At 60.6% G+C, this 26,269-nt stretch carries 34 protein-coding genes; 32 read left to right on the top strand and 2 right to left on the bottom strand.

The window, feature by feature from the left end:
• The first annotated feature begins 423 nt into the window (after positions 1–423).
• The 31 genes from J2X56_RS08050 (at position 424) to J2X56_RS07900 (ending at position 23,300) form a co-directional block, all read left to right on the top strand.
• Positions 424–870 carry a hypothetical protein gene (locus J2X56_RS08050; protein ID WP_146744875.1) on the top strand — a complete coding sequence of 149 codons (447 nt, stop codon included), beginning with the start codon at positions 424–426 and terminating at the stop codon, positions 868–870.
• A gap of 183 nt (positions 871–1,053) precedes the next feature.
• Positions 1,054–1,512, top strand: coding sequence for a hypothetical protein (locus tag J2X56_RS08045; protein WP_310159453.1), 459 nt, complete (start codon positions 1,054–1,056; stop codon positions 1,510–1,512).
• A 112-nt stretch (positions 1,513–1,624) separates the two neighbouring features.
• The gene (locus tag J2X56_RS08040) at positions 1,625–2,212 is read left to right on the top strand and encodes a hypothetical protein (RefSeq protein WP_310159450.1); all 588 of its coding nucleotides are present in this window, start codon (positions 1,625–1,627) and stop codon (positions 2,210–2,212) included.
• A 115-nt stretch (positions 2,213–2,327) separates the two neighbouring features.
• A complete protein-coding gene (locus J2X56_RS08035) occupies positions 2,328–2,843 on the top strand; it encodes a terminase small subunit (protein ID WP_082803227.1) in 516 nt (171 codons plus the stop codon).
• The gene (locus J2X56_RS08030) at positions 2,824–4,860 is read left to right on the top strand and encodes a terminase gpA endonuclease subunit (RefSeq protein ID WP_310159444.1); all 2,037 of its coding nucleotides are present in this window, start codon (positions 2,824–2,826) and stop codon (positions 4,858–4,860) included. Before J2X56_RS08035 ends, J2X56_RS08030 begins: the two co-directional genes overlap by 20 nt.
• Before the next feature lie 8 nt (positions 4,861–4,868).
• A complete protein-coding gene (locus J2X56_RS08025) occupies positions 4,869–5,102 on the top strand; it encodes a DUF6148 family protein (RefSeq protein WP_088757394.1) in 234 nt (77 codons plus the stop codon).
• Positions 5,103–5,134: 32 nt separating this feature from the next.
• Positions 5,135–6,670, top strand: a complete 1,536-nt coding sequence (locus J2X56_RS08020) for a phage portal protein (protein WP_310159441.1) — start codon at positions 5,135–5,137, stop codon at positions 6,668–6,670.
• A 52-nt stretch (positions 6,671–6,722) separates the two neighbouring features.
• Entirely contained in the window at positions 6,723–8,153 is a 1,431-nt protein-coding gene (locus J2X56_RS08015; RefSeq protein WP_310159438.1) for a S49 family peptidase, read from the top strand.
• Between the two features lie 44 nt (positions 8,154–8,197).
• Positions 8,198–8,572: a capsid cement protein gene (locus tag J2X56_RS08010; protein ID WP_310159436.1), complete on the top strand. Its 375-nt coding sequence runs from the start codon at positions 8,198–8,200 to the stop codon at positions 8,570–8,572.
• Positions 8,573–8,624: 52 nt separating this feature from the next.
• Positions 8,625–9,557: a phage capsid protein gene (locus J2X56_RS08005; RefSeq protein ID WP_209534408.1), complete on the top strand. Its 933-nt coding sequence runs from the start codon at positions 8,625–8,627 to the stop codon at positions 9,555–9,557.
• Positions 9,558–9,627: 70 nt separating this feature from the next.
• On the top strand, positions 9,628–9,789 hold the full coding sequence (locus J2X56_RS08000) for a hypothetical protein (protein ID WP_310159432.1): 162 nt from the start codon (positions 9,628–9,630) through the stop codon (positions 9,787–9,789).
• Between the two features lie 6 nt (positions 9,790–9,795).
• Positions 9,796–10,092 (top strand): hypothetical protein, encoded by a 297-nt coding sequence (locus J2X56_RS07995; protein WP_310159430.1) that lies wholly within the window; start codon positions 9,796–9,798, stop codon positions 10,090–10,092.
• A gap of 1 nt (position 10,093) precedes the next feature.
• A complete protein-coding gene (locus J2X56_RS07990; protein ID WP_310159427.1) occupies positions 10,094–10,633 on the top strand; it encodes a hypothetical protein in 540 nt (179 codons plus the stop codon).
• A 10-nt stretch (positions 10,634–10,643) separates the two neighbouring features.
• Positions 10,644–10,832: a DUF2635 domain-containing protein gene (locus tag J2X56_RS07985; RefSeq protein ID WP_310159424.1), complete on the top strand. Its 189-nt coding sequence runs from the start codon at positions 10,644–10,646 to the stop codon at positions 10,830–10,832.
• The gene (locus J2X56_RS07980; protein WP_310159422.1) at positions 10,829–12,313 is read left to right on the top strand and encodes a phage tail sheath C-terminal domain-containing protein; all 1,485 of its coding nucleotides are present in this window, start codon (positions 10,829–10,831) and stop codon (positions 12,311–12,313) included. Before J2X56_RS07985 ends, J2X56_RS07980 begins: the two co-directional genes overlap by 4 nt.
• Before the next feature lie 12 nt (positions 12,314–12,325).
• Entirely contained in the window at positions 12,326–12,688 is a 363-nt protein-coding gene (locus J2X56_RS07975; protein ID WP_209534402.1) for a phage tail tube protein, read from the top strand.
• Entirely contained in the window at positions 12,685–13,125 is a 441-nt protein-coding gene (locus tag J2X56_RS07970; protein WP_310159415.1) for a phage tail assembly protein, read from the top strand. The genes J2X56_RS07975 and J2X56_RS07970 overlap by 4 nt, the downstream gene beginning before the upstream one ends.
• A gap of 154 nt (positions 13,126–13,279) precedes the next feature.
• Positions 13,280–13,465: a hypothetical protein gene (locus tag J2X56_RS07965; protein WP_310159413.1), complete on the top strand. Its 186-nt coding sequence runs from the start codon at positions 13,280–13,282 to the stop codon at positions 13,463–13,465.
• A 69-nt stretch (positions 13,466–13,534) separates the two neighbouring features.
• On the top strand, positions 13,535–15,136 hold the full coding sequence (locus tag J2X56_RS07960) for a hypothetical protein (RefSeq protein WP_310159411.1): 1,602 nt from the start codon (positions 13,535–13,537) through the stop codon (positions 15,134–15,136).
• Positions 15,137–15,148: 12 nt separating this feature from the next.
• Positions 15,149–16,348, top strand: a complete 1,200-nt coding sequence (locus J2X56_RS07955) for a DNA circularization N-terminal domain-containing protein (RefSeq protein ID WP_310159409.1) — start codon at positions 15,149–15,151, stop codon at positions 16,346–16,348.
• A gap of 2 nt (positions 16,349–16,350) precedes the next feature.
• Positions 16,351–17,523, top strand: a complete 1,173-nt coding sequence (locus J2X56_RS07950; protein WP_310159408.1) for a phage baseplate assembly protein — start codon at positions 16,351–16,353, stop codon at positions 17,521–17,523.
• On the top strand, positions 17,523–18,113 hold the full coding sequence (locus J2X56_RS07945) for a phage baseplate assembly protein V (protein WP_310159406.1): 591 nt from the start codon (positions 17,523–17,525) through the stop codon (positions 18,111–18,113). Before J2X56_RS07950 ends, J2X56_RS07945 begins: the two co-directional genes overlap by 1 nt.
• Positions 18,113–18,580 (top strand): phage GP46 family protein, encoded by a 468-nt coding sequence (locus J2X56_RS07940; protein ID WP_310159404.1) that lies wholly within the window; start codon positions 18,113–18,115, stop codon positions 18,578–18,580. The genes J2X56_RS07945 and J2X56_RS07940 overlap by 1 nt, the downstream gene beginning before the upstream one ends.
• Positions 18,580–19,635, top strand: coding sequence for a baseplate J/gp47 family protein (locus J2X56_RS07935; protein ID WP_310159403.1), 1,056 nt, complete (start codon positions 18,580–18,582; stop codon positions 19,633–19,635). Before J2X56_RS07940 ends, J2X56_RS07935 begins: the two co-directional genes overlap by 1 nt.
• On the top strand, positions 19,626–20,222 hold the full coding sequence (locus J2X56_RS07930; protein WP_209534393.1) for a YmfQ family protein: 597 nt from the start codon (positions 19,626–19,628) through the stop codon (positions 20,220–20,222). The genes J2X56_RS07935 and J2X56_RS07930 overlap by 10 nt, the downstream gene beginning before the upstream one ends.
• Positions 20,219–21,175 carry a phage tail protein gene (locus J2X56_RS07925; protein WP_310159402.1) on the top strand — a complete coding sequence of 319 codons (957 nt, stop codon included), beginning with the start codon at positions 20,219–20,221 and terminating at the stop codon, positions 21,173–21,175. The genes J2X56_RS07930 and J2X56_RS07925 overlap by 4 nt, the downstream gene beginning before the upstream one ends.
• Positions 21,176–21,185: 10 nt before the next feature.
• On the top strand, positions 21,186–21,380 hold the full coding sequence (locus J2X56_RS07920) for a hypothetical protein (RefSeq protein WP_310159400.1): 195 nt from the start codon (positions 21,186–21,188) through the stop codon (positions 21,378–21,380).
• 69 nt (positions 21,381–21,449) lie between these two features.
• Positions 21,450–21,854 carry a restriction endonuclease gene (locus J2X56_RS07915; RefSeq protein WP_310159398.1) on the top strand — a complete coding sequence of 135 codons (405 nt, stop codon included), beginning with the start codon at positions 21,450–21,452 and terminating at the stop codon, positions 21,852–21,854.
• On the top strand, positions 21,851–22,150 hold the full coding sequence (locus tag J2X56_RS07910; protein WP_310159396.1) for a hypothetical protein: 300 nt from the start codon (positions 21,851–21,853) through the stop codon (positions 22,148–22,150). The genes J2X56_RS07915 and J2X56_RS07910 overlap by 4 nt, the downstream gene beginning before the upstream one ends.
• Positions 22,147–22,800: a glycoside hydrolase family 19 protein gene (locus J2X56_RS07905; RefSeq protein ID WP_310159394.1), complete on the top strand. Its 654-nt coding sequence runs from the start codon at positions 22,147–22,149 to the stop codon at positions 22,798–22,800. The genes J2X56_RS07910 and J2X56_RS07905 overlap by 4 nt, the downstream gene beginning before the upstream one ends.
• Positions 22,797–23,300 (top strand): hypothetical protein, encoded by a 504-nt coding sequence (locus J2X56_RS07900; protein WP_310159391.1) that lies wholly within the window; start codon positions 22,797–22,799, stop codon positions 23,298–23,300. The genes J2X56_RS07905 and J2X56_RS07900 overlap by 4 nt, the downstream gene beginning before the upstream one ends.
• A gap of 262 nt (positions 23,301–23,562) precedes the next feature.
• Here the strand turns inward: J2X56_RS07900 and J2X56_RS07895 are convergent, their stop codons facing one another.
• Positions 23,563–23,997: a response regulator gene (locus J2X56_RS07895; RefSeq protein ID WP_310159390.1), complete on the bottom strand. Its 435-nt coding sequence runs from the start codon at positions 23,995–23,997 to the stop codon at positions 23,563–23,565.
• A gap of 232 nt (positions 23,998–24,229) precedes the next feature.
• Between J2X56_RS07895 and J2X56_RS07890 the strand changes: the two genes are divergently transcribed.
• Positions 24,230–24,694: a hypothetical protein gene (locus J2X56_RS07890; RefSeq protein ID WP_310159388.1), complete on the top strand. Its 465-nt coding sequence runs from the start codon at positions 24,230–24,232 to the stop codon at positions 24,692–24,694.
• 686 nt (positions 24,695–25,380) lie between these two features.
• Here J2X56_RS07890 and J2X56_RS07885 read toward each other — a convergent pair.
• Positions 25,381–25,593 (bottom strand): hypothetical protein, encoded by a 213-nt coding sequence (locus tag J2X56_RS07885; protein ID WP_310159386.1) that lies wholly within the window; start codon positions 25,591–25,593, stop codon positions 25,381–25,383.
• Positions 25,594–26,269 lie beyond the last annotated feature (676 nt).

Here is a 26,269-nt window from a genome sequence, read left to right as displayed (position 1 = left end):
ACAGGTCGGTAAAACTGGGTGTGGGCCAGTCTTTTTATTTACTGGCCCAGCACTGGGACAGGCCCGTAAATGCTGGGTTGTCCCAGTCTTTTGATTCACTGGGACAGTACTGGGACAAGTCGGTAAATCTGGATGTGGGCCAGTCTTTCGATTTACTGGCCCAGCACTGGGACAGTGCGGCAAAATCTGTCCCAGTGTCCCAGTCTGACGAAAAGACTGGGACAGCGGAAACCCGCATGCCGCTGCGGGTTGTCCCAGCTGTCCCAGTTGTCCCAGTGGTTTGCCTCGTGTGTGTGTGCGTGCGTGTGTGTGCGTGCATGTGTGCGAGGGCGCGTGCCTGCGCGTATACGCGTGCGCGCGTCCCCTCCCTTTTCACTGGGACAACTGGGACAACTGGGACAGTAGCCAAGATGGGAGGTCGTCATGGCTGATGATCTCCACAATTTTCACCAACCAGTTGAAACCCTGGCTGACGACTTGGACGGTAGCGATCCGGCGCTTTTCTCCCGGCTGCAAAACTGGCGCGAGTATCTTCGGCCTGGTGGACGATCTGCTGGTGGTGATGGGCCGGGCTGGGTGGGCCAGTACATCGCACTTCGGAATACCGACCAGAATATCGGTGCTACGTCTCTTGCGCGTCACTCCGGTCGGCGTGCAGATACGAAAGATGGCTGGCTTGTCGAGCGGGCAGTAGCCTCGCTGGGCAGCGAGTACGAGCGCGAGCTCTTGCGGGCATGGTACGTGTGGTGCTTGCCGCCATCAGTTATCCGCCGCCGGGCCCGTGTTCGTGGGCCGCATCTTCGTGAGGTCAGGTTGAGAGCCGAAAAAAATTTGCAGCAGGCTCTTGTCAAACTGGAGGCGCGGGACTAAAGTTACATCCAACAATTTTACGTCGCCGCCGTTTTGCGTGCCTTGAAGTGTCTGCCTTATGGCAGGCATTTTGGCGACCAGGTTAAGAAGAGCCCCGCCCAGCAATGGTTCGGGGCTTTTTCTTTCTCTGACAGGAGGCGCAAGCAGTTGCTATTATGGGGCCTCACTTCACCCGGGGGACGCATGAGTAATAGCACTAATGAACTGGATAGAAAGACTTACGTTCTCGATCAACTCGAGAAATTCTCGCGGCTCCACATTATTCGCAACAATTTAATTACGGCATTGTCTGTTGGTCAGTCGAGCGGAGACGCGATCGCGCAGGCTCGGTTTAGTGGCGAGGACGGCAGCTATCGTGTGATGCCCACTGTCCTCGGACAGATCCTTTTCGGGTTTATATCCTTTGTCGAGGATGGCACGGACGAGCCATCGTTTAAGCTAGTGTGCTATCACGATGATCATGTAGAAGGGAAGGTGCCCGTTTTCGAAATGATGTTCCAAGTTAGTGGTTCGCTGACAGCGACCTCGGACGTCGGCCAATTTTGCCAAATCCCTTCTTCTATTCATCCGGACTACAACGAATTCGTCTATGAACTGAAGGCTGCGGTATTCGCTTCTGTTTTGTTCGCAATGCGCAGGTAATCGAGAACTTCAATTGCTTTGAAAGCCCCGCCTCGTGCGGGGCTTTTGCTTTTGACCGAAATACATGCCCGTAACTGTCAGCCATCTAAGGCAAATCAACAATGAGGTTTTCGTGATCATTGCGTCCGTGAAACATGATCTGCTCGCCAATGCGTTGAAGTTCAAGAAGGCGGGTAAGCAGCTCCCCTTCGGAATTGCGAAGGGGCTGACTGCAACAGCGAAGGATGCCCAGGCTGCACTCGGGAAGGCGCTGCCCGAGAACCTCGACCGCCCGACCCCATTCACCATGAAGGCGTTTGGCGTTGAGCCCGCCACCAAGCAGAAGCAGTACGCGAAGGTCTTTATCAAGGATGATCAAGAGAAGTATTTGCAGTACCAGGTGGGGGGTGGAACGCGCACCCCAGCTCGTCGTGCAGTCGTCGTACCGAAAGGCGTCCGGCTGAACCAGTACGGCAACATGACGCGAGGTGCCATCAAGAAGCTGCTGGCTCGGAAGGACGTCTTCAGTGGCAAGGTCAAAGGTGTCGCGGGAATCTATCAGCGCAAGGGTACGCATGTGCAGCTGATCGTCAGCTATGCGGACCGCGTGCAATACAAGAAGCGATTCCCGTTCGGAGACATCGGGCAGGCCGCCGTCAGGGCGAGCTCTGCGAAGAATCTGATCGCGGCCATCGACGCGGCCCTGGCCTCGGCCCGGTAGGGCGGTGTTGCTCGGGTGACATTTTTTTCAAGGTACTTCCGGGACCTCGGCCGGCGAGGGTAATTCGCGCCTCGATTTCGCACTACTTACAAATTTTTCCCTAGGGGGTTATGTGATGGATCTGGAGGCCAAGACGACTCAGGCCGCGTTCGGCGCGCTGGTCGGAATCAGCCAACCAGCCGTCAGCGAACTCCTCACGCGCGGCATTCTTCAGCCCGGTGAGCCGGCTGGCGTCTGGCTGAAAGCGTATTGCACGAACCTGCGCGAGCAGGCTGCCGGACGGTTCGCCGCCGGTGAGCTGGATCTTGCGACGGAGCGCGCCGCGCTCGCGCGCGCCCAGCGCGAAAAGGTGGAGATGCAGAACGCGGTCACGCGACGCGAGCTGGCGCCGGTCGCGCTCCTGGAGCAGGTGCTCTCGAAGGTCGGCCGGCAGATCGCCGGCATCCTGGAAGCGGTGCCGGTGCAACTGAAGCGGCGCTCCCAGCTCTCGGCGGATGATCTGGACTTCATCACGCGCGAGCTGGTCAAGGCGCGCAACCATGCGGCCGCCATCAAATTAGCGGACCTCGACGACGAAGATGACAGCGAGGCCGCAGAAAGCGACCTCGAAGATGGATCTGAAGGAGATTGAACGCGCGATCGCAGCAGGCCTGGAATCGCTGGCGGCCATTGAGCCAATGAGGCTGTCGGAATGGGCCGCCAAGAATTTTTACCTGTCGGCTGAGTCATCCTATGTCGAGCAGGCGTGGGAAGCGTACCCCTACCAGGTGGCCATCATGGACGCGATGTCCAATGATGAGATCGAGGAGGTGACCTTCATGAAGTCGGCCCGGGTCGGCTACACGAAGATGATCCTGGCGGCGGTCGGCTACTTCGCCGAGCACAAGCGGCGCAACCAGGCGCTGTGGCAACCGACAGACGACGACAGCGACGAGTTCTGCAAGACCGAGTTGGAGCCGATGCTGCGGGACGTGCCCGCGATGATGAAGGTATTCCCGAGCTTCCAGGCCAAGAGCAAGGCAAACACCCTGCGGCAGAAGAAGTTCCTGACTTCGGTCCTGCACCTGCGGGGAGGCAAGGCCGCAAAGAATTACCGCCGGCTTTCGGTTGACGTGTCGATCTTGGATGAGGTGGATGGTTTCGACCAGAACGTGGAGAAGGAAGGCAGCCCGATCACTCTGGCGCGTAAGCGCATCGAGGGCGCCACCTTCCCGAAGCTGATTGGCGGATCGACGCCAAAGCTGAAAGGCCTCTCGCTGATCGAGGCCCGGCATGACCAGGCTGATCTGCAATTCAAGCGGCACGTGCCGTGCAAGCACTGCGGGGAGATGATCACCTTGCGGTGGGGGGGCAAGGATAAGTCCTTCGGGATGAAGTGGATCAATGACGATCCGTCGACCGTGATGCACATGTGTGATCTGTGCGACGGGCAGATGACCCAGGCGGACTATCTGGAGGTGTGGGGGCAGGGCCGCTGGATCGCGCAGGACGGCTCCTACATCGATGACGGTGATGGCAGCTTCCACGCGCCGGATGGCGCCCGGATCCCGGTACCGAAGAAAGTAGCCTTCCATGTTTGGACGGCCTACAGCCCGCAAACCAGCTGGGCGCAGATCGTGGATGAATTCCTTTCTGCGCAGCGCAAGGCCAAGGCCGGCGACAAGTCGGAGCTGCAGACCTTCGTCAACACCACCCTGGGCGAAACTTGGGAGGAGGATGTCGAGAAGGCTGACATCCATGCGCTGATGCAGCGCGCCGAGCCGTACCCGCTTCGTGTGGTGCAGATGGGTGGCCTGGTGCTGGTGGCCGGGATCGACGTCCAGGACAACCGCTTCGAAGTGGTCGTATGGGCGGTCGGACGCGGCGAGGAGATGTGGGTCGTTGACTACATGGTCCTGGCAGCGAACCCCGCTGTACCGGCTGACTGGGAGAAGCTTTCCTTCTATATGGAGACGCGGTTTCAGCACATGGCGGGCGGGACGCTGGGCATCGAGGGATACACCATCGATACCGGTGGCCACTTCACGCACCAGGCCTATGCCTGGGCGCGGATGCAACAGGCCAAGGGCCGGCGCTGCTTTGCCAGCAAGGGTGACTCTCGCCTCGGCGGGCCGGTCAAGGGCCGCTCGTCGCTGCAGGACGTCAACTACGCGGGCAAGGTAATCAAGAGCGGCATCAAGCTCTGGCTCGTCGGTACCGACACGGCGAAGGATCTGATCTTCGGGCGGTTGAATGTGACGCAGGCGGGTCCGGGATGCCTGCACTTCTCGCAGGATCTGCCGGCGGAGTTTTACCACCAGCTGACAGCGGAGGCGCGCGTCAAGGTGCGCACGGTCTCCGGCGAGCAATATCGCTGGGCAAAGATGCGCCTGCGCAATGAGGTGCTGGACTGCACGGTGCTGGCTCTCTTCTCCTCGCACATGCTTGACCTGCATCGCTATACCGAGCGCATGTGGGAGCGGCTGGAGTCCGCTGTCCAGCCGGCGGTCGCTGACATGTTTGCGTCACCGCCACCGGCACCTATGGCATCGTCCGGCCCTGCCGAGTCGATAGAAATCAACAATCCACCCTCGCGGGTGCAGACGTCTGCACCGTTGCCGCCGCCATCTGGCGGGCGGCGCGTGCGCTCGCGCGGCATTGAACGATAGGAAACGATATGTCTGGTATCACTCTGGATCAGGCCCAGGCGCAGCTGGCCGCATGGCTGGCCGCCAGCCTCGCTGTCTCGCAGAACCAGGAGTACACCATCGGCACGCGCAAACTGCGCCGCGCCGATGCGGCCGTGATCAAGGAGCAGATCACCTACTGGCAGGGCATGGTGGCGCAGCTCTCGGCCGCTGCTTCCGGCCGCCGCCGTAGTCTGAACATCAGCTATGGTGTGCCGCGATGAGCGCCCGAGGCAAGTTGCCGCTGGCGCCCAACATGATCGATAAGGTCGTTTCGTACTTCGATCCCGTAGCCGGCACGAGGCGGATGCAGGCACGCGCACACATGGCGATCGCCGGATCCTATGTGGGCGCGGATCGCAGCCGGCGGAGCTTTCGCAACTGGTTCACCTCGGGCAAGAGTGCCGACGAAGACCTGCTGCCGGATCTGGCAACGCTTCGGGAGAACTCGCGAGATCTGATCCGCAATGCCCCTCTGGCCGGTGGCGCGATCAATACCGTCGTGACCAACGTCGTTGGGACCGGCCTGGCTATGCGGCCGGCCATTGATGGCGAGGCCCTCGGGATGAGTGAAGAGCAAGTGCAGGCGTGGCAGCGCTCGGTCACCCGCGAGTATCTGCTTTGGGCTGAGAACCCGCTGGAGTGCGACTCGACTGCCACACAGAACTTCTACGATCTGCAGGATCTTGCCTTCCGCTCGGCGTTGATCAACGGCGATGCATTCGGGGTACTGCCCTCGAATCAGGTGGCACACTGCCTCTATGCGACGAAGGTGCAGGTCATCGAGGGCGATCGTGTGCTGACGCCACCTGACTTGGCCGGCAAGGGCAACGTCTTCGGTGGAATCGAGCTGGACGACTTCGGCGCCATGGCTGCTGTGCATGTCTGTGATCAGCATCCGGGCAGTGTGCGAATCGGGAAGAAGCCGTCCTTCACACGGATCGCCGCGCGTGGCTCGCAGACCGGGCGCCGGAATGTGGTGCATCTGTTCAAGCGCTTGCGGCCGGACCAGCACCGTGGCGAGCCGTATTTGGCGGCGGTGATCGAGCCGCTCAAGCAGCTGGATCGCTACACCGAGGCCGAGATTATGGCGGCCGTCATCTCGGGGATGTTCACGGTCTTCATCGAACATGAGGCGGACCAGGATCAGCCAGCCCCGATCTATGGTGACGAAAAGGAGAAGCCAGCACCGGAGCTGGCGCTCTCGTCTGGTGCGATTATTGACCTGGCCAAGGGCGAGAAGGTGAACACGGCCAATCCTGGGCGGCCGAATGCACAGTTCGATCCGTTCGTGATGGCCATCCTGCGCCAGATCGGTGTCAACCTGGAGCTGCCGTTCGAAGTGCTGATCAAGCACTACACCGCCAGCTACAGCGCGGCGCGGGCAGCGATGTTGGACGCCTGGAAGTTCTTCCGGGTACGGCGCGCCTGGTTGGCTGCGAACTTCTGCCAGCCGATCTATGAGACCTGGCTCGCAGAAGCGGTGGCCATCGGGCGCATCAGCGCGCCTGGCTTCTTTGCGGATGCCGGATTGCGCCGTGCCTGGTGCCAGGCGGTGTGGCTGGGCGACGGTCCCAGCAGCCTGGACCCGTTGAAGGAGGCCAGCGCCATCGAGAAGCGTGTCGACATCGGCGTGACCACGCTGGAGGAAGAAGTGGCGGCCTACGACGGCGGCGACTGGGAGACCAAGCACAAGCAGCGCGTGAAGGAACAGCGGATGCGCCGCGAAGGCGGCCTGTTGGACGCGGCGCCGACCGCGCCTTCGCCCGACTTCCCGCCGGATCCTGATTGATTCTTGAACCCTGACGGGCCTCGCATTGCGAGGCCCTTTTTACTTCCAAGCCATGAAACTGATCGAAATCCTCACCAGTCCCTGGGCGATTCAGCCGGAAAAGCTGAGCGAGATCCAGGGCATCTATGCCACGCATCTGCGCGGCGAGAAGATCGACATCGAGGCCATCGAAGCGCGCCTGAATCGGCCGCTGTCGAGCGAGCAGCAGGACTACGAGCTCCGGGATAACGGAGTCGCGGTCCTGTCGGTGGACGGCGTGATCGCGCCCAAGGCCAATCTCTTCACCCGCGTGAGCGGCGGCGCCTCGGCCCAGCTGCTCATCAAACAGGTCGAGTCGGCCATCGCTGACCCGCGTGTGAGCGGCCTGGTGTTGGCGGTGGACTCCCCTGGCGGCAGCGTGCTGGGCACGCCCGAATTGGCGGCCACCATCCGCGAGCTGTCGGCTGAGAAACCGATCGTCACCGTCTCCGAGGGCACGCTGGCCAGCGCTGCGTATTGGTTCGGCTCTGCGGCCAACGCCGTCTACATCAGCGGGCCGACCGTCAACGTCGGCAGCATCGGCGTGGTGATGACCCATGACTACAGCCCGCGTGCGAATGCTGGCCAGGCCACAGAGATCACGGCCGGCCGTTATAAGCGGATCGCTTCCAGCGTGGCCCCGCTGACGGCCGAAGGCAAGCAATACCTGCAGGACCAGGTGGATCACATCTACTCGGTCTTTGTGGATGCGGTTGCCGACCATCGGGGAGCCACCGCCGAGGATGTGGTGCAGCACATGGCCGATGGCCGCGTGTTCATCGGGCAGCAGGCGGTTGACGCCGGCCTGGTCGATGGCATGGCCACAGTGGACGCCATCGTGCAGCAGATGGCGGCCGATCCAAACCAGTTTTCAGCGCGTCGCGTCGCTCAAATCGCGGCGAAATCCAATACTGCAGCCGGTGCCGGTGGTGCGCTGGGCGGCGGTACTTCTCCAACTGTGGCCAGCGCCGGTGCTGCGACGAGCCACGCCCCTATCCATGAGGAAAATGAAATGCCCGATCCCGTTGCAACCGTTCTGACCCGTGAAGCGCTCGAGCGCGATCACGCCCCCTTGTATGCGCAGCTGCGTACCGATTTCATGGCCGAGGGTGCCACCAGCGAGCGCCAGCGCATCCTCGGCATCGAGGCGCACTCGATGCCGGGCCATGAAGCCCTGATCACGACCCTGAAGGCTGACGGCAAGACCACTCCTGACCAGGCCGCCGCCCAGGTGCTGGGCGCTGAGAAGACGAAGCTGGCCGCGATGGCGACCAATCTGAAAAGCGATGCACCTGCTCCTGTGAAACCGACCGACGATCCGCAGGCGACTTCGGCCAAGAAGCCGACCGACGTCGCGATCGCAGCGCGCGCGCAGGAGATCGTGACAGCGGAGCACGCCGCCGGCCGCCGTATCTCCTACGCCCAGGCCGCAGCCCGCGCCAGCAACGAGCTGACTTCTGCCTAAGCGGCTGGCGGTCTCTCCATCAACCCAATCGAAAAGGAAAAGACATGCGCGTCCCGAATGCCATTCTCAACTACACAGCCGAAACCGCACTGGCCAAGTTCCGCATCGTTTGCTTCGGCGCCACCGATGGCTCCGTGAAGCAGGCAGCGGCCGCCACCGATCTGATCATCGGCGTGACTGAAGGCTTTACCTACGCTGTGGGCGACCGCGTTGACATCGTGCGCAGCGGCCCGGCCGAGATCGAATACGGCGGCGCTGTTACCCGTGGCCAGCCGTTGACCTCGGATGCGGTCGGCCGCGCCATTGCCGCCGCGCCAGCCGCCGGTAACAACGTCCGCATCATCGGCTATGCCGAGGTTTCGGGCGTCCTGGGCGACATCGGCAGCGTGTACGTCGGCGCTGAGATGATCCAGGGCTGATAGGCCAGGGTTCATCTCAACTTTCATTCCCATTCCAATCTAGGAGCAAAGCATGAGTGCAGCAGCACCGTTTCCCATCAATCCGGCGCTCATTCGCGCCATCGTCATTGCCTACAGCAACACCAAGCTGATCGCCGACTCGGTCATGCCGCGCGTGCCGGTAGGTGCCCAGGACTTCAAGTACATGCGCCAGAACATGGCGGACCAGTTCACCGTCCCCGAGACCCGCGTGGGCCGCAAGAGCGCTCCGAACCAGGTGGAGTCGATCGGTGACCTGATCCCGGCCAGCGTGTTCGAATACGGCCTGGATGAAGTCGTCCCGGTGGTGGACATCAAGAATGCCCCCGATGGCGTGGATCCCATCGCCAACGCCGCCGAGTTCGTCATGAAGCTGATCCTGCTGGATCGCGAGGTCCGCGTGGCAAATACCGTGTTCGCGCCCGCCAACCACGTCAACAAGCTGACTCTGTCGGGCACCTCGCAATGGTCGGACTATGCCAACTCGGATCCGATTACCGCACTGCTGACCGCCCTGGATGGTCCGGTGATGCGTCCGAACGTGATGACCATCGGCCGCGCGGCCTGGACCAAGCTGATCCTGCACCCGAAGACCATTGACTACGTCAACGGCAAGGGGGGCATGTCCGGTGGCGTCTCGCGCCAGCAGTTGGCCGATGCGCTGGAGCTGGAAGAAATCCAGGTGGGCGAGGCCTTCGTCAACACCGCGAAGAAGGGCCAGACCGCAAGCTACCAGCGTGCTTGGGGCAAGCACTGCGCGCTGACCTACCGCGAGACGCCGACCGAGGCGAGCCGCTCCACCACCTGGGGCTTCACTCCGCAGTTCGGGGAGCGCATCTCGGACACGATCTACAGCAAGGATTTCGGTGGCCTGGAAGGCGGCTACAAGACCCGTGCTGGCGAGCGCGTCACCGAGGTGGTGAGTGCTCCCGACCTGTCCTTCTTCTTCCAGAACGTCGTCGCGTAAGCGGCGCACCTGGATCCACACTGTGGCTCGCCTTGGCGGGCCAATTTTTTATCCCTGAACAGGAGTCAACATGAAACTGCAAGTGAACTGGCAGCTGGAGCATAACGGCACCATCTACCCGGCCGGTGCCACCATCGAACTGGACGAGAAGAAGGACAAGGCCACCATCGAGCAACTGGCCGGCCTGGGTGTGGTCACCGCCCCGTCCGTCAAGCCTGCCGAAGCGCAGTAAGCAGCCGTGTTTGTCGAAGACCTGGACGTCTTCTTCGCCGATATGGGTAAGCCCGTGGTTTGGGTACCCAGCGGCGGGGCGGAGCAGACCACCATGGGCCTTGTTGATGCGCCGGATGTCTTTGCGCTGGCCGAGCACCTCATCGTCGCCAACGTCGCGGAACTGACGTACCCCGCCGGCAAGCTGGTAGGCTTGGATGAGGATGATTTCATCCAGGTCGGTAGCGTGCGCTACCGCGTGCGACAGATCCCCCGGCGGGTCGACGACGGTGAGCTGATGAAAGTGCTGATCTCGGAGGCCTGACATGCATACCCGCAAGAAAATCCGGCTGGCTGTGCAGGAGAAGCTGGCAGGGCATCCGCTGCTGGAGAAGCTCTTCTTGGCTCGTACCCGTGCTGCCAGATCGGAGGATCTGCCCTTCGCCAACATCATCACCGGTGCCGAGGTCACCGAAGATCTGTCGGACCAGTACCAGGAGCAGCGCACGGTGCAGGTCTACGTGCAGCTGTATGCCTTGAACGGTAAGGCTGTAGTCGATGAGTTGGACGACCTGGCCGATGTGGTCGAGCAGCGATTGATCACGGATCCTTACCTCGGCGGCATCTGCCAGTCGCTCCGGTACAAGGGCAGTCAGCCGGACTACGAGAGCGCGGCCGATCTGGAAGCGGCGCTCCTCACGATGACCTATGAATGCGTCTACATCTGGCAGCCGAGTATCGAAGGTGACGACCTCCAGAATGTGACTGTCCAGATCGACATGGCCTCGCCGCGCAATGATCCACCATTGCCGGTCGGGCCGGACGGTCAGGTTGACGCCTCCGCAACAATCAATTTCCCACAATAGGAGCAACGCAATGAAGATCTATCCCGTACCAGGGAGGACCGTTCGCGACCCCGTGACGCACCGCGAGATCGCGGACGAGACGGAGGTCAATGAGAACGATGCTTTCTGGATCCGCCGACTCGCCGATGGCGATGTCAGCACCGAGCCGCAGGCAGCAGGTGAAGCTGGTGGTGTTGCAGCTGATGGAGGTGAGCAATGAGCGACGGTTCCATTTCCTTCAATCAGATCCCGGTTGATCTGCTCACGCCAGGTCAATACGTCGAATTCGACAACAGCAAGGCGATCAACGCGCCGGTGAACATGCCGCAGCGTATCCTGCTGATCGGCCAGTCGCTGGCGACCGGCACTGGCGCCGCCAACGTCCCCCTGCAAGTGAGCGGCAAGACAGCGGGGATCGCTGCCTTCGGTCGTGGTTCGATTGGCGCTGCGATGATCGCCTCGCTTTTCGACGTGACCGACACGATCGAGACCTGGATCGTCCCGGTCCCGGACAACGGCGCGGGCACGGCGGCCACCGGCACCATCACGATCACCGGTGCCGCGACGCAGGCCGGGACGCTGAATCTGTATATCGGTGAAGATGTCGTGCAGGTCGCGGTGGCCACGACCGATACCGTTGCTGTCATCGCCGCTGCCCTGGCTGCAGCCATCAACGCCAAGCCGGATCTTGTCGTGACCGCTGCCAGCGCTGGCGGCGTGGTGACCGTCACCGCTCGCCACAAGGGCGCGCTGACGAACGATCTGATGATGCAGTTGAACTACTACCCGATGTCCGAGGCGACGCCGGCAGGCCTGGGCGTGGCCATCGTTCAGATGAACGGTGGTACGGCTGATCCGAGTATTGCAACCGCTCTGGCCAACATCGGCGCGGTGCAATACAACACCATCATCATGCCGTTCAATGATGCGGCGAACCTGGGGCTGATGGAAACCGAGGCGAACAACCGCTGGGGGCCGCTGTACCAGAACGATGGGCATTGCCATTCGGCTGTGCGTGGCACCGTGGGATCGCTCAACACGCTCTTGGCGGCGCGCAACAATCCGCACATTACGCTGTGGACCTGCGAAACCGGTGGTGAGCCTGGTCCGGTGTGGGAGAAGGCGGTGCTGGCCGGTGCCGTCTCGGCGTACTACTTGGCGATTGACCCGGCCCGTCCGCTGCAGACGCTGGTCCTGCCCACACGTCTGCCGGCACCGGCCGCGAAGCGGTGGCTGCGCTCCGAACGCAACAACATCTTGTCCTATGGCGGTGCGACGACGGTGGTGGACAACGGCGGCAACGTGGTGATCGAGCGTGCGGTGACGAACTACAAGACCAATGCATCCGGTACGGTGGATCCGAGCTATCGCGACATCGAGACCATGTACACCCTGTCGCTGATGCGGTATCAGGTGCGCGCGCGTATCGCCCAACGCTTCCCGCGTCACAAGCTGGTGGACGACACCACGCCGGTGGCACCGGGTCAGGCGGTTGCCGCGCCGAAGGACATCAAGGCAGAGTTGATCGCCCTGGGTCTGGACTGGGTTGACGCCGGCCTGATGGAGAACATTGAACAGTTCAAGGCGGATCTGCTGGTGCTCCGCAACAAGAACGATCGCAACAGAGTGGACGTGCGTCTGCCGCCTGACCTGGTCAACCAGTTCCGGGTGTTCGCAGCACAGGTCCAGTTCCGTCTTTAACAGGAGGCTTATATGCCATCTCAATTTTTTGGGCGCGCTTTCATTCGCGTCAACGGAGCGAGCATCGCCAGCCTGCCTGGCACGGCGAAGCTCAATCCGGGCGGCGTCAGCCGCAAACCGGTCGTGGGCGACCACGGCTTCCTCGGCTGGACGGAGACGCCGGTGCATTCCGAAATCGAGTGCGATATCGCGGTGAACGCTGATACGGATATCGTGGGCCTGAACGCCATGACCAATGGCTCGATCGTCTTCGAATGCGATTCCGGGCAGCAGTTCATCCAGCGCGGTGCTGGTCTGGAATCGCCGATCAGTCCCCAGGCGGGCGATGGTAAGGCATCGCTCAAATTCATCGGCGCACCGGTGGAGCAAGCATGAGCTACGATCAATTCTACGAGAGCCAACCGAACGGACCGACCGCCGGCCCTGTGCAGACGTCTGCACCATCGCCCACACTGCGGCCTTCCATGGGCACGCCGGCATCGGCGCCGGTGGGCGATGGGACCGCGCCGATCCCGGTCGCCGGTATCCTGGCCGTACTGGAAGATCGCTACGAACTGGCGTTCCCGATCAAGGCGGCGGACGGTTCCGATATCACCTTCCTGAAACTGCGCCGCCTGAAGGCGAAAGAGATGAAGGGCGTTGATCCGAAGACCTCGGACGGGAAGTTCGGTGGCGCGCTGAAGTTCATCGCGGAGATGAACGGCTTGCCGGCCGATACGCTGGACGAGCTGGACGCGGTCGATGTGATCGAGCTGGTGGGGAAGGTGGCGCCTTTTTTGGTACGTGGCACTGGCGTGACGCCATCGGCCTGATCGCGCACTTTTACCACTTTCCGCCGAGTGAGATGTGGGAGATGGATAGCTGGGAGTTGGACTTCTGGGCCAATGAGGCCAGTGAGGTCATCAAGGCGCAACAGCGGCTGCAGGGTTCGTCTTGACGGTCAGGGCATTCTGTTAGAATGGGCCGATGGAAAAACCCGCCCAATCTAAGAAGGAAGTGCCCGGTCGCATGACAGGTATGGTCGGCCTGCTGGCATTCGGTGCCGGTGCTATCGGGCTGATTCCTGCAGTGCTAGGGCTGATCTTGGTAGCCAGTATCGCCTGGATCGGTCTGCGCTTTGTGATTGGCCTCTTCGGTATCCTCTTCTCCTGACGTAACGCAACACTGACAAGCCCCGCCTGGGAAACCCGGCGGGGCTTTTCTTTTGCCCGAGAGAATCGAATGGGAACACAACAGACAAAAACGGAGCTGGTGATCTCGGCCATCGACAAGGCCTCGACCACCCTCAATGAGATCGGCGCCAAGCTGGAGGGCATGATCAAGCCAGCTGGTGATCTGCATTCGGCCTTTGGCAAGCTGTACGACGCTACCGGCCTGGGCAAGGTGAAATCGGCGGTCGGTGCGCTTTCAAAGTCCCTCGTCGGCCTGGGTGTGGCGACGGTAGGGATTGGCGGAGTGTATGCCGGCACCGTGGGGGAAATCCTTCACTTCGGGGTCGCAGCGGCCGAAGCCGCTGACAGCGTCGGCGACCTGGCCGAGAAATATCAGATCAACGCCCAGCGCCTGCAGGTGTTCGGCGAGCTGGTGAAGGAAGACGGCGGCACGATGGAAGACGCTGCCTCCGCGATGGGTAAGCTGAAGAAGGCGATGGGCCTGGCGCTGGCCGGCGGGAAGGAACAGCAGCAAGCCTTTGCTGGTGTCGGGATCTCGATGGCGCAGCTGAAGGGAATGAAGCCCGAAGAGGTGATCGAGCGCATGGCCGATGCCTTCAAGGGCTCTAACAAGGACATTGCCAAGCAGGCGGTCCTGCTGGAGCTGATGGGTAAGTCCGGCGAGATCATGATGGGCACCATGAACCGTGGTGCTGACGGGATCCGCGAGAAGTATGAGCAGATGACTGCAGACGGCCGGATCTTCACCGACGACCAGCTGCAGCAAGCCGATTCCTTCGACAAGATGTGGAAGCGCCTGCAGGGTACTTTCGAGGGCATCAAGAATTTCCTCGGTCTGAAGCTGGCCGAGAAGATCCAGCCCATGTTTGAGAACATCCAGAAATGGACGGTGGCCAACCGTGGCCTGATTGAGAGCAAATTCGACGCCTTCCTGGAAAAGCTGCCGGCGATCATCGATATCGGCGTGCAGCTCTTCCAGGGTCTCTGGCAAGTCGCGCAGAAGGTCGGGTCTGTCTTCAAGGCTATGAATAGCGCCTTCGGGCCGACAGTATCCACGCTGATGCTGCTGAGTGGGCTGATGTCGCCTGTCCTCCTGGCGTTCGGGCAGTTGGGCTGGGCGCTCGGAGTGGCTGCGGTGAAGCTGAGCGTCTTTGCTTGGACGATGTTGCCGGCGGCGTTGAGCGGGTTGCAGGCGCTGTGGGGCGTGATGCTCGCCAACCCAATCGGCCTGATGATCGCGGGTGTGGTTGCCTTCGGCGTGATCATCTACAAGAACTGGGACAACATCGTTTCCTACGTCAGCGGCGCATGGGACCGGATCAAGAGCGTCTTCGATGTCAACTTCTTCAGCGGAATCATCCAAGTGTGGCTGGAGGGATGGCAAGCGCTGGCCAACGGCATCCTGGGGATTCTGAAGACGATCTTGCCTGACCGATTGATGCCGGACGCCATGAAGGACTTCAAGTTCACCTTTGCCACCGACCGGGCCAGCAACATCACGGCCGCCCAAGCCGCCAGCGCCGGCAAGACGGAGGTGGGCGGCACGCTCAAGATCCAGCTGGAAGGCGCGCCGGCGAAGGTGACCGAGCTCAAGCGTGCCGGCAACGCGATGGATATCGATGTCACGGCCGGCCTGGCCATGATGATGTAAGGGAGAAATCACATGGCATGGCGAGATAACTTGCGCCAGGCGAGTTTCCGAGGCGCGAAGTTCAACGTCGACGGATCCAGCCTGAGCGCCGGCCGCCGCATTGCGCGGCACGAATATCCCCAGCGCGACATTCCCTATGCGGAAGACATGGGGCGGCGGGCACGTGAGTATAAGGTCGATGCCTTCGTGCTGGGCGACCCGGCGGGCGACAACGACTACATGGTCCCGCGCGATGCCCTGATTGCTGCGATCGAGAAGGCTGGCCCAGGCCAGCTGGTGCATCCGTACTACGGCACGGTCTCGGTGACCGTGTTCGGTGAGGTGCAGATTACGGAGTCGTCGCGCGAAGGCGGGATGGCGAAGTTCTCGATCACATTCCTGGAGGCCGGTAAGCAGGAAGAGCCGAAGACTTCGGTTGATACCGAGGCCAAGCTCTCCGAGCAGGTCGGCGTGTGCAATGCGTCCTTCGAGAAGGACTTCGCCGATAACTTTTCGGTGGACGGGCTGCCGGATTTCGCTGTCGACGATGCCCAGGGTCAGGTCGACGGCCTCATGGCGCTGCCGGATGTCGATCTCGGTGCATTGGACTGGATCCGGGCGGATCCCACATCGGTGCTCACCTCTCTGTTGCCGGAGAACTTGCGCAGCAGTCTAGATGCACCGCTGTCGTTGGCGAAGGGGGTGCTAGGGCTCATTGGCGGCGCGCAGCGCTGGCTCTCCTTCTTCAACTTCTCCGAAGGGCTGGCGTCATCCGCCTCTGCAGTCAACGCGACAACGGCATCTCGGATCGCGGTGGTGGACAATCAGATGGCCTTCAGTGAGCTGGTGCGCGGTGGTGCGACGTCCAACCGCATCTACGAGCTGGCGACAACGCAGCCAGCCACGACGGTGGAGGCGCAGGCGCTGCGCTCGGAGATTGTCCAGCGGGCAGACGCCATCCTCTTCTCGGACAAGGTCAGCCAGTCCACCAGCCAGGCGGTGGTGCAGCTACGCACAGTGGCACTGCAGCACCTGGCCAGCAACACGGTCGCGCTGCCGAGCCTGGTGTCGGTGACGCAGCAGCAGGTCCGTCCGGCCGTGGTGCTGGCGCATGACTTCTACGGGTATGGCTGGTATGCGCAGGGAAGAGCGGATGACCTGGTCAGCCGCAACTCCGTCGCGCATCCGGGCTTCGTGCCGGCCGGGCGTCCCCTTCAATTTGTATCGGAGTGACGATGGTGGATTCCAATTTGCTGACCTTGCGGGTCGGCGGCCAGATCTATGGCGGCTGGAAGGGCATCAACGTGCGGACCAGCATCGAGCAACTGGCCGGCAACTTCGAGCTGGCGCTTACTGAGCGCTGGCCCGAGCATCCTGTGGACTGGGTGATCGCTCCCGGCGAGCTCTGCGAGATCCTGATCGGAGACGACGTGGTGATCACGGGTTACGTCGATGTCGTGTCGGTGACGTATGACCAGGGCAGCCATGAAATCAAGGTGACCGGCAGGGACAAGGCCGGCGACCTGGTGGATTGCTCTGCGCCGACAACGGCCTTCGCTGGGCAGACGCTGGAGCAGATCGCCGAGGCGCTCTGCAAGCCCTTCGGTATCACGATCTTCGACGAGACGGTGAGCGGTAAGCGCCTGAGTACCAAGCAGAAGAAGGCCGGCAAGAATGGCACGCCGCCCAAGAAGACCAGGGTGAGCGGCAAGGTGCCGCGCCAAGCTTGCCAGGCCGGAGAGACGGTCTTCCGGACACTGGATAAGCTGGCTCGGACCGAGGGCGTGCTGTTCGTATCTGACCGCGAAGGCGGCCTGGTCATCACGCGCGCCGGGCTGGGCGGCGAATGCGAAACCGTCCTGCAGCACGGCAAGAACATCCTGCAGGCCTCGTTCGAGAACAGCCACGCGGCGCTCTTCAGTGAGATCACAGTGCAGGGCCAGGTAGGGGCGCCAGGCGCTGATCGCTTCGACGTGGTGCACGCTGCGCCCAAGGGTGCCGTGAAGCGGGCGCCGTCCAGCAAGACTGGAAACAGCCAGATTGGTCGCTATCGGCCGCTGATCGTGGTGGCCGAGACGCAGGCCGATGCAGCGCGGTGCCAGAAGCGGGCCGAGTGGGAGGCGTCCAATCGGGAAGCGAAGGCCAGGAAGGTCACGGTGACAGTGCAGGGCTGGCGTGAGGAGGTCACAGGCGAGCTATGGGAGATCAACAAGATGGTTCGGATCCAGTGCCCGTGGATGCGTCTGGATGATTGGTGGCTGATCTCCTCGGCGAACTTCAAGCTCGATGAGGGCGGCTCGACAACGGTGCTGCAGCTGCTCTCGCGCAACGCCTTCGACCAGTTGCCGGAGATCCCGGATCCTGCCGGTGGTGTGGCGAAAAACCGGTTCAACGTGTTGGAGAAATGATGGACATCTTTGCAGCAATTAGAGAGGCAACCGCTGACATGAGGGGAAAGATCAATCTCATGCTGGGCCGAGGCATTGTCAGCAAGGTCAACGATGCCGGCGCGATTCAGGTGATTCGCGGCAAGCTGATGGATGGCGAGGATTACGACCAGATGGAGCGCGTGCAGCAGTATGGCTTCACCTCGGTGCCGAAGGCCGGCGCCGAGTTTCTATCCACCTTCATCGGGGGAAATCGCGACCACTCGGTGATCGTCGCGGTGGATGATCGTCGGTTCCGTCTGCGCGGCCTGCAGGACGGGGAGATGGCGATCTATGACGATCAGGGCCAGAAGGTCCATCTCACTCGCAACGGGATCGTGATTGATGGCGGTGGCAAGCCCATCACCATCCAGAACACGCCCGAGGTGGATATGACCACGCCGCTGGTCAAGATGTCCGGAGACCTCCAGGTGGCAGGCAACATCTCTGCAGACGGCGATATCAGCGACCACGGCAACAAGAAAATGGCTGCGATGCGTGCCATCTATAACGCCCATGACCACAGTAATCCGGAAGGTGGTCGGGTCGGGAAGGATCAAGGCCAAATGTAATGGACATCGAGATCTTTTGGGACGCCGCCAATCACCGCGGCGACATTGCTGTACTGAACGGCGACCTGGCCACGGATCACGACATCAAGACGGCAATCCTGATCTCGCTCTTCAGCGACCGGCGTGCGGAGGACGACGACCCTTTGCCTGACGCCAGCTCCTCGAAGCGCGGCTGGTGGGGCGATGCCCTCGGCGGTGCTGGTGAGGGTCGGCGCATTGGCTCCCGCCTATGGCTGCTGGCGCGGGAAAAGCAGCTGGCCGAGGTGGTGGCGAAGGCGAGGGAATACGGGCAGGAGGCACTGCTCTGGCTCGTCCAGGATGGTGTCGTTGATTCTGTCCAGGTCGATGTGCAGATCGTTCGGCAGGGCTGGCTTGGACTCGGCGTCACGGTCACGCGGCCGAAGACGGCGCCCGCCAGATACCGCTTCGACTTCGCCTGGTCGAATATCAATCAAGGGAGGATGTAATGGCATTTGAGAGGCCAACTCTGAAGGAGCTGGTGGCCCGAGCGCTCGCCGATATCAATGGTCGGCTCACCGGCGCCGAGGCGCGGCTCTCGGTGGCCACGCTCAATGTGCTGGCCGTGGTGCAATCCGGTGCGGTCGATGGGCTGCATGGCCACCTCGACTGGCTCGCGGATCAGCTGATGATCGACCGGTGCGATGAAGATCACCTGGCGCGTTACGCCAGTATTTGGAAGGTGCCGAGGAAAGGTTCTACCCCGTCCGCCGGCTTCGCCTCGGTGAATGCCTTCGCGGCCTTGACGGTGGATGCTGGGACGCTGATTCAGCGCCAGGACGGTGTGCAGTACAAGACCTCCGCTTCGACGAATCTGGCGATCGGTGCCGGGGCGCTCCCGCTAGTTGCCGTGGTAGCTGGGACGGCCGGCAATGCGGCTGCCGGTATGGCGCTCAACCTGGTAACGCCCATCGATGGCCTGGATAGCAGCATGACAGTGGGACCTGCCGGCATCACGGATGGCACCGAACAGGAGACTGTCGATGCTTGGCGAGTTCGCTTGCTGGAGCGCATCCAAGAGCCGCCGAACGGCGGGACGAAATCGGACTATGAGGCCTGGGCGCTGGAGGTCGCGGGTGTGACCAGGGCATGGGTCTACCCGAACGAGATGGGCGCGGGAACGGTGACCGTGCGCTTCATGCGGGACAACGATGCGGTGCCGATCCCTGACGCTGCAGCGGTGGCGTTAGTGAAGGCCTATCTGGAGGCGAAGAAGCCGGTCACGGCGGAGCTGTATGTGGTACCGCCAACAGCTGCACCGATCAATTTCCAGTTCACTCAGTTGAGTCCGAACACGCCGGCAACGCGGGAGGCGGTCCGGGCCGAACTGGCTGACCTCCTGCGTCGGAAGGCGATCCCCGGCGGCACCATCAAGCTGTCGCACATGCGGGCCGCAATTAGCTCGGCTGCAGCCGAAGAGGACTATGTGATGGCTTCGCCGGCGGCCGATGTTGTCAACCCGGTCGGCAGCATCAGCACCATGGGGGCGATCACATGGCCCTAACCGCTGAACAGTATCAGGCGCAGCTCTTGGAGCTGCTGCCACCTGGTGCAATCTGGCCGCGTGACCTTGATACCGACCTGGCCAAGCTGCTCTTGGCCAAGGCGGATGAATTAGCCAGGGTTGACGGGCGGGCCGACCAGCTGATCGAGGAGGCAGATCCTCGGACAACCTCCGAGATGCTATCCGATTGGGAGCGTGTGGCAGGCCTGCCGGATGAATGCATGGATCTCGCGCCTACCCCTGACGAGAGACGGCAACGGCTACATCAGAAGTTGGCCTGGCAGGGCGGTCAGTCGGTGAGCTTCTTCATCAACCTGCTGGACGTGCTGGGCTATGCAGGTTGCACGATCAGTGAATTTCGACCGTTCCGGGCAAATTCGAAGTGCAATGCTGCGCTCAATCAGGGCGGGTGGCGGTACGCCTGGCGTATCAACGTTCCCAGTAGCGTCACCGTTCGCAACATGACTGCGACCAGTCCCTGCAACGTGCCGATTCGTCGGTGGGGCGATTCGTCGCTGGCCTGCATTCTTGCGCGCTACCGGCCCGCGCATACCGTTTTGTACATCTCATATGGAGCTGCAGCATGAAGAGAATTTCCACGGCTACGAAGGTGGTCGACAAGTTTGGGGCCGGTAAGCCTGGCTTCACAAATGGTAATGCGGTTACCGGTCTGGCCTCCACCGATCTGGAGGCGGACTGGTTTGACCATCTGCAGGAGGAGGTGGCCAATGTCGTCGAGTCGTCTGGTGGCGTGCCGGACGGGAGCGCCTATACGCAGCTCATGACGGCGCTGAAGGCCATGTTTAGCGGTGTCGTGGGTTCTGCCAGAAACCTGAATGCAAATATTGCAGTAGGAACGACGGCGAACTTTACTGCAGATGAAGTGGTGGTCGAGTCGGCATTGAGTGGTCTGCGTTTCTGCCTGGGCGCTCTTAACGCTTCGATCAACCTGGCGACGGTGGGTGCCGGCGGGATGGATACAGGCGCGGCCCCTCTGAATGGCTACGTGGCCATTTACGCAATTTTCAATCCGGCGACCAATACTCGCGCGCTGCTGGGCAGAAATGCTACCGGTGCAAAGGCCTCCGAGGTGTATGGCGGGGTGAACATGCCGGCCGGCTTCATCGCATCTTCGCTGTTGGCGGTGGTGCCGACGAACGCTTCTGGCCAGTTCGTGCTGTGCAATGTCGTAGACCGCAATTTGACGCGCGTCGCCGTTGCCCCGCTGATTGCCAGCGGGACTCTCAGCGCAAGCTTCATTTCGTTGATTATTGCGTCGGCGGTGCCGCTTAACGCTCGCCGCGTTGGCGGCTATTGCGAGTATACGAACTCTGTTGCAGCCAATATCTCGATGTCCGTCGCTGCGTCGGCAGCTGGGGTCGGCGGTATGAAGACAGCCGGAGTGATCACGACGAATGGCCAGCCGATCAACATTCCATTCTTCCTGGATCTGCAGACTGCCCAGACATTGTTCTATGCAACGTCGGTTTCCTCTGGGAGCCCGTCCTTCACCCTGGCGATCTCTTCTTACGAAATTTGAAAGGAATGAAATGGAAACTGTGTTTGTAAGCTTCTCCGATGAAACGGAGACTGTCATCAATGGAGGTATCGGCGGGCCGCAGCCAGTGGAGTCGGTCCCCTATCAAGGTGAGGTCGCGGTCAATGACCCGCGCTATGTCGCGTGGTTCGATTCGCTGCCGGAATGGTCGCAGATCTATCTGCCCGAGCCGGTTCGGACTTCCTAATAGAATCCTCCAATTCACGCAAATGCTAAGCCCCGCCTAGAGCGGGTTTTCTTTTTTTCGGGGACATAAATGCCAGAACCAACAACAGGGGCAGTGATCGGTGCCGGCTCGGGGGCCTTTGCCGTCGGCACCATCACCATTACAGGGTCATTCCTGGGACTGCAGTACGAGATGCTGCTGGCAGGGCTGGCCGGTGGTCTGGCCATGCTCTCCAGCCTGCCGCCGGTCTCCCGCCCACGTGCAGTAATGATCCTGATCACCAGCGCGCTCATGGGCGGTTACGTCGGGCCGATGCTGCACGCCTGGGCCATCCAGTCCGACGTGTTTGCCTGGTCCGGGAAGTACTCGGAGGCCACCAGACTGTGTAGTGGCTTTGTGATCGGCGCGAGTTCGCAGACCGTGATTCCGTTGGCACTGGGGTGGATACGTACGAAATTCGGAGGGGGCAACATCAACCAGGAGCCATCCAAATGATCAAGATCCTGCTCGCAACCGACTATCTGCTGGTCGTCAACTTGTTGGCCAGCCTCGCGCTCTTCCTCCATTGCGTCTTCGCGCTGAACCGTATGAACCACCGCAGCAATCATCTGGTGCGTGCGTGGTACGTCATTTCGGCGTTGGGGGCGTTTGGAGTGATCACAGGGCCCCTGTATGGCTATATCAGCCCGCAGCCGGCCGAGGTGATCTCGAACGTCGGGGTGGCCGGTCTGCTGGCCGGTGGGTGGATCTACCGCAACCGTCGTGCAACCGATACAGGAGAACCAAAATGATTCTCACGCTTGCCCAGCTCCAACGCATCATGCCCGCTTCCACGCGGGCATCGTTGTTTTTAGAGCCCCTCAACGCGGCCATGCGGGAGTTCGGCATCGACAGCGTTCAGCGCCAGAGCATGTTCCTGGCCAACGTCGGTGCCGAGTCTGGCCAGCTGTCCGCCTTGGTCGAGAACCTTAATTACAGTGCAGAGCGCATTCGCCAGATTGGGAATGCCTCGCCGGCAGGTTCGCGCTGGCGCTCACTGGTGTCGCGCGCGGCCGAGCTGGCTCGCAATCCCGAGCACATGGGGAACGCAGTGTACTGCAACCGCATGGGCAACGGGGATGAGGCGAGCGGAGAGGGGTTCTTGTATCGCGGCCGTGGCCTGCTGCAGACCACCGGCAAGACGAATTATATAGCCCTGATGATGGCTCTCGGTATTGATTGCGCCGTGCACCCTGAGCTGTTGGAGCAGCCAGATGGATCCGCCCGCGCCGCAGCCTTTTTCTGGCACGCCAATGACCTGAGTGAATATGCCGATGCCGGCGACTTCGACGGGGTCTGCGACATCATCAACATTGGCCGGAAGAGCGCCGCCGTGGGCGATTCGGTGGACTACGCCACGCGGCTTGTCCTGTACAAAAACGCGAAGCAGGTGCTGTCATGATGGCCGCCCTTGGAATGCTGCGCATCGTCCCGTCCTGGTGCTGCTGGATCTTGGCCCTGGTGGCGCTGTGCCTTGGCTGCGAGATCCACGGGGCCGGGCGCGTGCAGGCGAAGTGGGATGCTCAGGTGAAGCAACAGGCGGCCGCCGCCGAAGCAGCGCTAGAAGTTCGGCGCGAACAAAACCGGGCCACCGGTGCCGAGCAGGCGCTCAAGGCGGCCCAGATCCAGAAAGGTCACGATGATGAAATGGCTAAAGTACGCTCTGATCTGCGCAATTCTGAACGGCTGCGCCTCGGTGCAGCCTGGTGCGATGGGTTCACTCCCGGACCCGCCCAGGCCGGTGGCACCGGCGGCAGCAATGCAGCAAATGCCCCCGGCCGGATACTTTCGTCAGAGTTGGACAGAGCTGTTAAATCGCTGATTGAGCAGGCGGAGGAGGCCGCCGCCGCTGCACGCGCGGCGCAGGCGTTTATCCGAGAAAACGGCATGCCCCCGCCATGACGCATAGCCCGAGCATTCCATATAGATGCCCGGGAGACGTTGTTGCATCCGGGCAAAAAAACCTGATCTTTGCTATAGTGCCGGCGCCGACGGTGGTATTCCCGTCGGCTTTCCCCATCCAGTAGTCACTGGAATTCAGCCCGCATTGCCTCCCCTTCTCATGGCAATGCGGGCTTTTTTTGCTCGGATTTGCTGACGTCGGGCTCTGTTCGGCGGATTCCTGCCGGTTGGGTGATTCACGACTCCGGTTGGCTTAAGTTCTTTATATTTCTGCGCTCGATGTTTTTCGTGAGACGCCGACCAGACTGGAACCGGCTGCGCCATTTTGCTGCACGTGTTGAACTGCAGCAATGATCTCTTCTAGTAGTGTTGGCTTCCACAGAAAAGCATCGAAAATGCCGAGTGACCTCCAAGTCTCGTTCATCGGTGTGGCGCTCAACAGAATGATGGGTATGTGTCTCAGTTGCTCATCCGCTCTTACTGCCCGTGCAAACCTCACCCCATCCATGAGGGGCATCCGTAAATCCGTGAGGATGACGTTCACGCTTTGATGCTCTAATGTTCTCAGCGCTTCTCGACCATTGCCGGCGATCAGCACTCGATATCCTTCTCCCGCGAACACGTCGGCCAGTAGCAGTCGGACATCCACCCTGTCCTCGACCACCAAAATGGTGTTTGAGGCAACTTCATTACTCATATCCTAACCTTCCAAAAATCACACGGTCACGACAGGTGTCGGCACTCGTGTGAGGATTTGAGTGTATGTGGCAGGAAGCGCTGTCGGTATCAGGAAAGTCCTTAATCCTCACAGGCGGGGGGCCGTCGGACGCGTAGGATCCAGGAACGCACTGTCGCTGCGGTTGAGCTTGGAAAGCACCCGGTATCGCGCTTAAAATACTGTATATAAATACAGTATCGGAAAGATCCTCATGAGCTTCACTCAAGATCAGATGGAGCCGCATCCCCAGGCAGAAGATTTAAATTTGCTGCCAACAGTGGCAGGGCACGGAACGGGCTTTTGCCGGCCGCCGCGTAGGGGAGTTCTGGTGACTGTGCGTTGCCTGAAGAAACTTGGAGTAAATCTCTCGCCGGCGGAAAGGCGCGGCGTGGCACCCGTTGTGGGCGAGCTGAAAATTTCGCGCGTGCATGATCGGCTTGCCGAATTTCACTCGCTTGCCGAAATTGTGAGGTTCAACGACGAACTGGATGCACACCTGCGCTACTTCCCAGGCAGGCTATTGTGCCTCCTAAATCCGGAAATACTCTGGTTTGATGAGCGGGGTATGGTCATCTATGGAGTTGAGCGCATAGGCGGTACCAATGGTCCGCCTATTGCGTATTGGCAAACATGGCAGGTGGCGTTCGGCAAAGTCGAGCCTGGGCCACCGTTTTGATGCCCTGCCGGATGAGCTTGAAAATGGCCCCTAACATATGTCATAACGTGAGAATAATTAACTTGGTCTGAAAAATGGATCTCAATTACGACGGCCTGTCCGAGGTTCTGGCGGCGAGGGCACTATCAAAATTTACACGCAGTGGGTTGTGGCCTCAGTTCGTCCCCGATGAGCGGGACCCTTCCTCCCTTGATGCTTACGCGGACCTTCGAGACATCGTCCGCGACGCCTACGAACTGGGGTGGCGACGCCGCGCAGGCGAGATGACCGAAATTGACACAGAGCTTGACGAGTCCGATGAGCTGCGGGCGGCAGCTAGCAGAGCAGGAGATTGACGATGTGCGTCAATTACCGGGCGACTGATGGCGAGGTGCTTGAATCCATGACTGGCTTCTCGACCGCTGGTGATAGGTTGCAGACATCTTTCACCCAGCTCACGGTTAGGGCCGACGGTCATCCATTGATGAGTCGATTTCACCGGCCGACGCATGAGAAGCGCAGTCTAGTTGTCATTCCAGGTGAGCAGGCGGCTGACTGGCTCCAAGTGGGAAATCCTGAGATTGCTCGGAGCTACATGCAACTCTATCCAGCGGAGCTAATTTTGGCGCTGCCTGCACATAAGGGTTATGGACGACGTTAGCAGGGCCGAGAGAAAAAGGGCGCATTCGCGCCCTTTTTCATTCCACTTAAATGTAGAGCAGCCAGTTGGTAATGATCCACTGCTCAAGGTGCTCGCGGCTACGCAGATTGCCCGGCGCTAACGCCAGCATCCTGCGGACTTTTGCGCTGTCATATCCGTGTTTGATCAGCATATAGTTTGAAAAATGGTCAACTTCCCATTTTTCGTGACGATTTACTAGCGAGGGGTCGGGTTGGCCGCGAAGGTTCAGGTTGTCCATAATGGATTCCATATAAATGAACGGCAGAATTGGAAGCCTGAAATCCCGCTTTTTCGCGTTGACACGGCGACCGTACGGCCGCACACTTCGGTTTCCAGCCAAAAGGTGTCTTGCGTTGCAGGATTTCCTTGCCTCCGACGAGCGGGTCTCCCCGTTCGTCGGAGACCTCTCGATCCACTACATCTAGGTGCAAGTATGAGAAACGCACTAGGTCTAGTTAATTGCTGTAGTAGATAGCTGCAGGATACGAGACCTCAGCCATGATATGCAAGACAAGAGATCGAAAGATTTCCTGTTGTATATCCATTTTTCGCTTGACTTTTTTGAAGTCAAGCGCCCTCAAGCTATTCCGTCGCACTAATTTTTGACGTATTCGTTTGTAATGTCGTTTTTTTGCAACCAAAAGTGCGTGCTTATTGCAGTATGAAGATGTACTTTTAAAGAGCCTGCGCCGATTTTGTTCGCGTAATTATCGGTGCTAGCTTATAAACTCCGAAAATCGGCGATTTCCTATAATGCTCGCTAGGGGATTACTTGATTCGGAACGGTAGATAACGGACAAATCCCGCCCCCGCAACCAAATTGTTGAATTGCATTGAAATCTGACCCACTTTCTCAGGAAATTTGCATCCTAAGTTGACCCATGTTTAGACCACAATCCTGCTCATGACAGCGA

This window comes from Herbaspirillum sp. 1173 (assembly GCF_031455335.1).
Taxonomy (GTDB): domain Bacteria; phylum Pseudomonadota; class Gammaproteobacteria; order Burkholderiales; family Burkholderiaceae_D; genus Herbaspirillum; species Herbaspirillum huttiense.
This window is presented reverse-complemented; position numbering and strand designations above follow the sequence as displayed.

Excerpts from the sequence above, each read along its gene's own strand:
- J2X56_RS08050 (WP_146744875.1), top strand. The coding sequence starts at position 424 with ATGGCTGATGATCTCCACAATTTTCACCAACCAGTTGAAACCCTGGCT.
- J2X56_RS08045 (WP_310159453.1), top strand. The coding sequence starts at position 1,054 with ATGAGTAATAGCACTAATGAACTGGATAGAAAGACTTACGTTCTCGAT.
- J2X56_RS08035 (WP_082803227.1), top strand. The coding sequence starts at position 2,328 with ATGGATCTGGAGGCCAAGACGACTCAGGCCGCGTTCGGCGCGCTGGTC.
- J2X56_RS08030 (WP_310159444.1), top strand. The coding sequence starts at position 2,824 with ATGGATCTGAAGGAGATTGAACGCGCGATCGCAGCAGGCCTGGAATCG.
- J2X56_RS08025 (WP_088757394.1), top strand. The coding sequence starts at position 4,869 with ATGTCTGGTATCACTCTGGATCAGGCCCAGGCGCAGCTGGCCGCATGG.
- J2X56_RS08020 (WP_310159441.1), top strand. The coding sequence starts at position 5,135 with ATGATCGATAAGGTCGTTTCGTACTTCGATCCCGTAGCCGGCACGAGG.
- J2X56_RS08015 (WP_310159438.1), top strand. The coding sequence starts at position 6,723 with ATGAAACTGATCGAAATCCTCACCAGTCCCTGGGCGATTCAGCCGGAA.
- J2X56_RS08010 (WP_310159436.1), top strand. The coding sequence starts at position 8,198 with ATGCGCGTCCCGAATGCCATTCTCAACTACACAGCCGAAACCGCACTG.
- J2X56_RS08005 (WP_209534408.1), top strand. The coding sequence starts at position 8,625 with ATGAGTGCAGCAGCACCGTTTCCCATCAATCCGGCGCTCATTCGCGCC.
- J2X56_RS08000 (WP_310159432.1), top strand. The coding sequence starts at position 9,628 with ATGAAACTGCAAGTGAACTGGCAGCTGGAGCATAACGGCACCATCTAC.
- J2X56_RS07990 (WP_310159427.1), top strand. The coding sequence starts at position 10,094 with ATGCATACCCGCAAGAAAATCCGGCTGGCTGTGCAGGAGAAGCTGGCA.
- J2X56_RS07985 (WP_310159424.1), top strand. The coding sequence starts at position 10,644 with ATGAAGATCTATCCCGTACCAGGGAGGACCGTTCGCGACCCCGTGACG.
- J2X56_RS07980 (WP_310159422.1), top strand. The coding sequence starts at position 10,829 with ATGAGCGACGGTTCCATTTCCTTCAATCAGATCCCGGTTGATCTGCTC.
- J2X56_RS07975 (WP_209534402.1), top strand. The coding sequence starts at position 12,326 with ATGCCATCTCAATTTTTTGGGCGCGCTTTCATTCGCGTCAACGGAGCG.
- J2X56_RS07970 (WP_310159415.1), top strand. The coding sequence starts at position 12,685 with ATGAGCTACGATCAATTCTACGAGAGCCAACCGAACGGACCGACCGCC.
- J2X56_RS07965 (WP_310159413.1), top strand. The coding sequence starts at position 13,280 with ATGGAAAAACCCGCCCAATCTAAGAAGGAAGTGCCCGGTCGCATGACA.
- J2X56_RS07960 (WP_310159411.1), top strand. The coding sequence starts at position 13,535 with ATGGGAACACAACAGACAAAAACGGAGCTGGTGATCTCGGCCATCGAC.
- J2X56_RS07955 (WP_310159409.1), top strand. The coding sequence starts at position 15,149 with ATGGCATGGCGAGATAACTTGCGCCAGGCGAGTTTCCGAGGCGCGAAG.
- J2X56_RS07950 (WP_310159408.1), top strand. The coding sequence starts at position 16,351 with ATGGTGGATTCCAATTTGCTGACCTTGCGGGTCGGCGGCCAGATCTAT.
- J2X56_RS07945 (WP_310159406.1), top strand. The coding sequence starts at position 17,523 with ATGGACATCTTTGCAGCAATTAGAGAGGCAACCGCTGACATGAGGGGA.
- J2X56_RS07940 (WP_310159404.1), top strand. The coding sequence starts at position 18,113 with ATGGACATCGAGATCTTTTGGGACGCCGCCAATCACCGCGGCGACATT.
- J2X56_RS07935 (WP_310159403.1), top strand. The coding sequence starts at position 18,580 with ATGGCATTTGAGAGGCCAACTCTGAAGGAGCTGGTGGCCCGAGCGCTC.
- J2X56_RS07930 (WP_209534393.1), top strand. The coding sequence starts at position 19,626 with ATGGCCCTAACCGCTGAACAGTATCAGGCGCAGCTCTTGGAGCTGCTG.
- J2X56_RS07925 (WP_310159402.1), top strand. The coding sequence starts at position 20,219 with ATGAAGAGAATTTCCACGGCTACGAAGGTGGTCGACAAGTTTGGGGCC.
- J2X56_RS07920 (WP_310159400.1), top strand. The coding sequence starts at position 21,186 with ATGGAAACTGTGTTTGTAAGCTTCTCCGATGAAACGGAGACTGTCATC.
- J2X56_RS07915 (WP_310159398.1), top strand. The coding sequence starts at position 21,450 with ATGCCAGAACCAACAACAGGGGCAGTGATCGGTGCCGGCTCGGGGGCC.
- J2X56_RS07910 (WP_310159396.1), top strand. The coding sequence starts at position 21,851 with ATGATCAAGATCCTGCTCGCAACCGACTATCTGCTGGTCGTCAACTTG.
- J2X56_RS07905 (WP_310159394.1), top strand. The coding sequence starts at position 22,147 with ATGATTCTCACGCTTGCCCAGCTCCAACGCATCATGCCCGCTTCCACG.
- J2X56_RS07900 (WP_310159391.1), top strand. The coding sequence starts at position 22,797 with ATGATGGCCGCCCTTGGAATGCTGCGCATCGTCCCGTCCTGGTGCTGC.
- J2X56_RS07895 (WP_310159390.1), bottom strand. The coding sequence starts at position 23,997 with ATGAGTAATGAAGTTGCCTCAAACACCATTTTGGTGGTCGAGGACAGG.
- J2X56_RS07890 (WP_310159388.1), top strand. The coding sequence starts at position 24,230 with ATGAGCTTCACTCAAGATCAGATGGAGCCGCATCCCCAGGCAGAAGAT.
- J2X56_RS07885 (WP_310159386.1), bottom strand. The coding sequence starts at position 25,593 with ATGGACAACCTGAACCTTCGCGGCCAACCCGACCCCTCGCTAGTAAAT.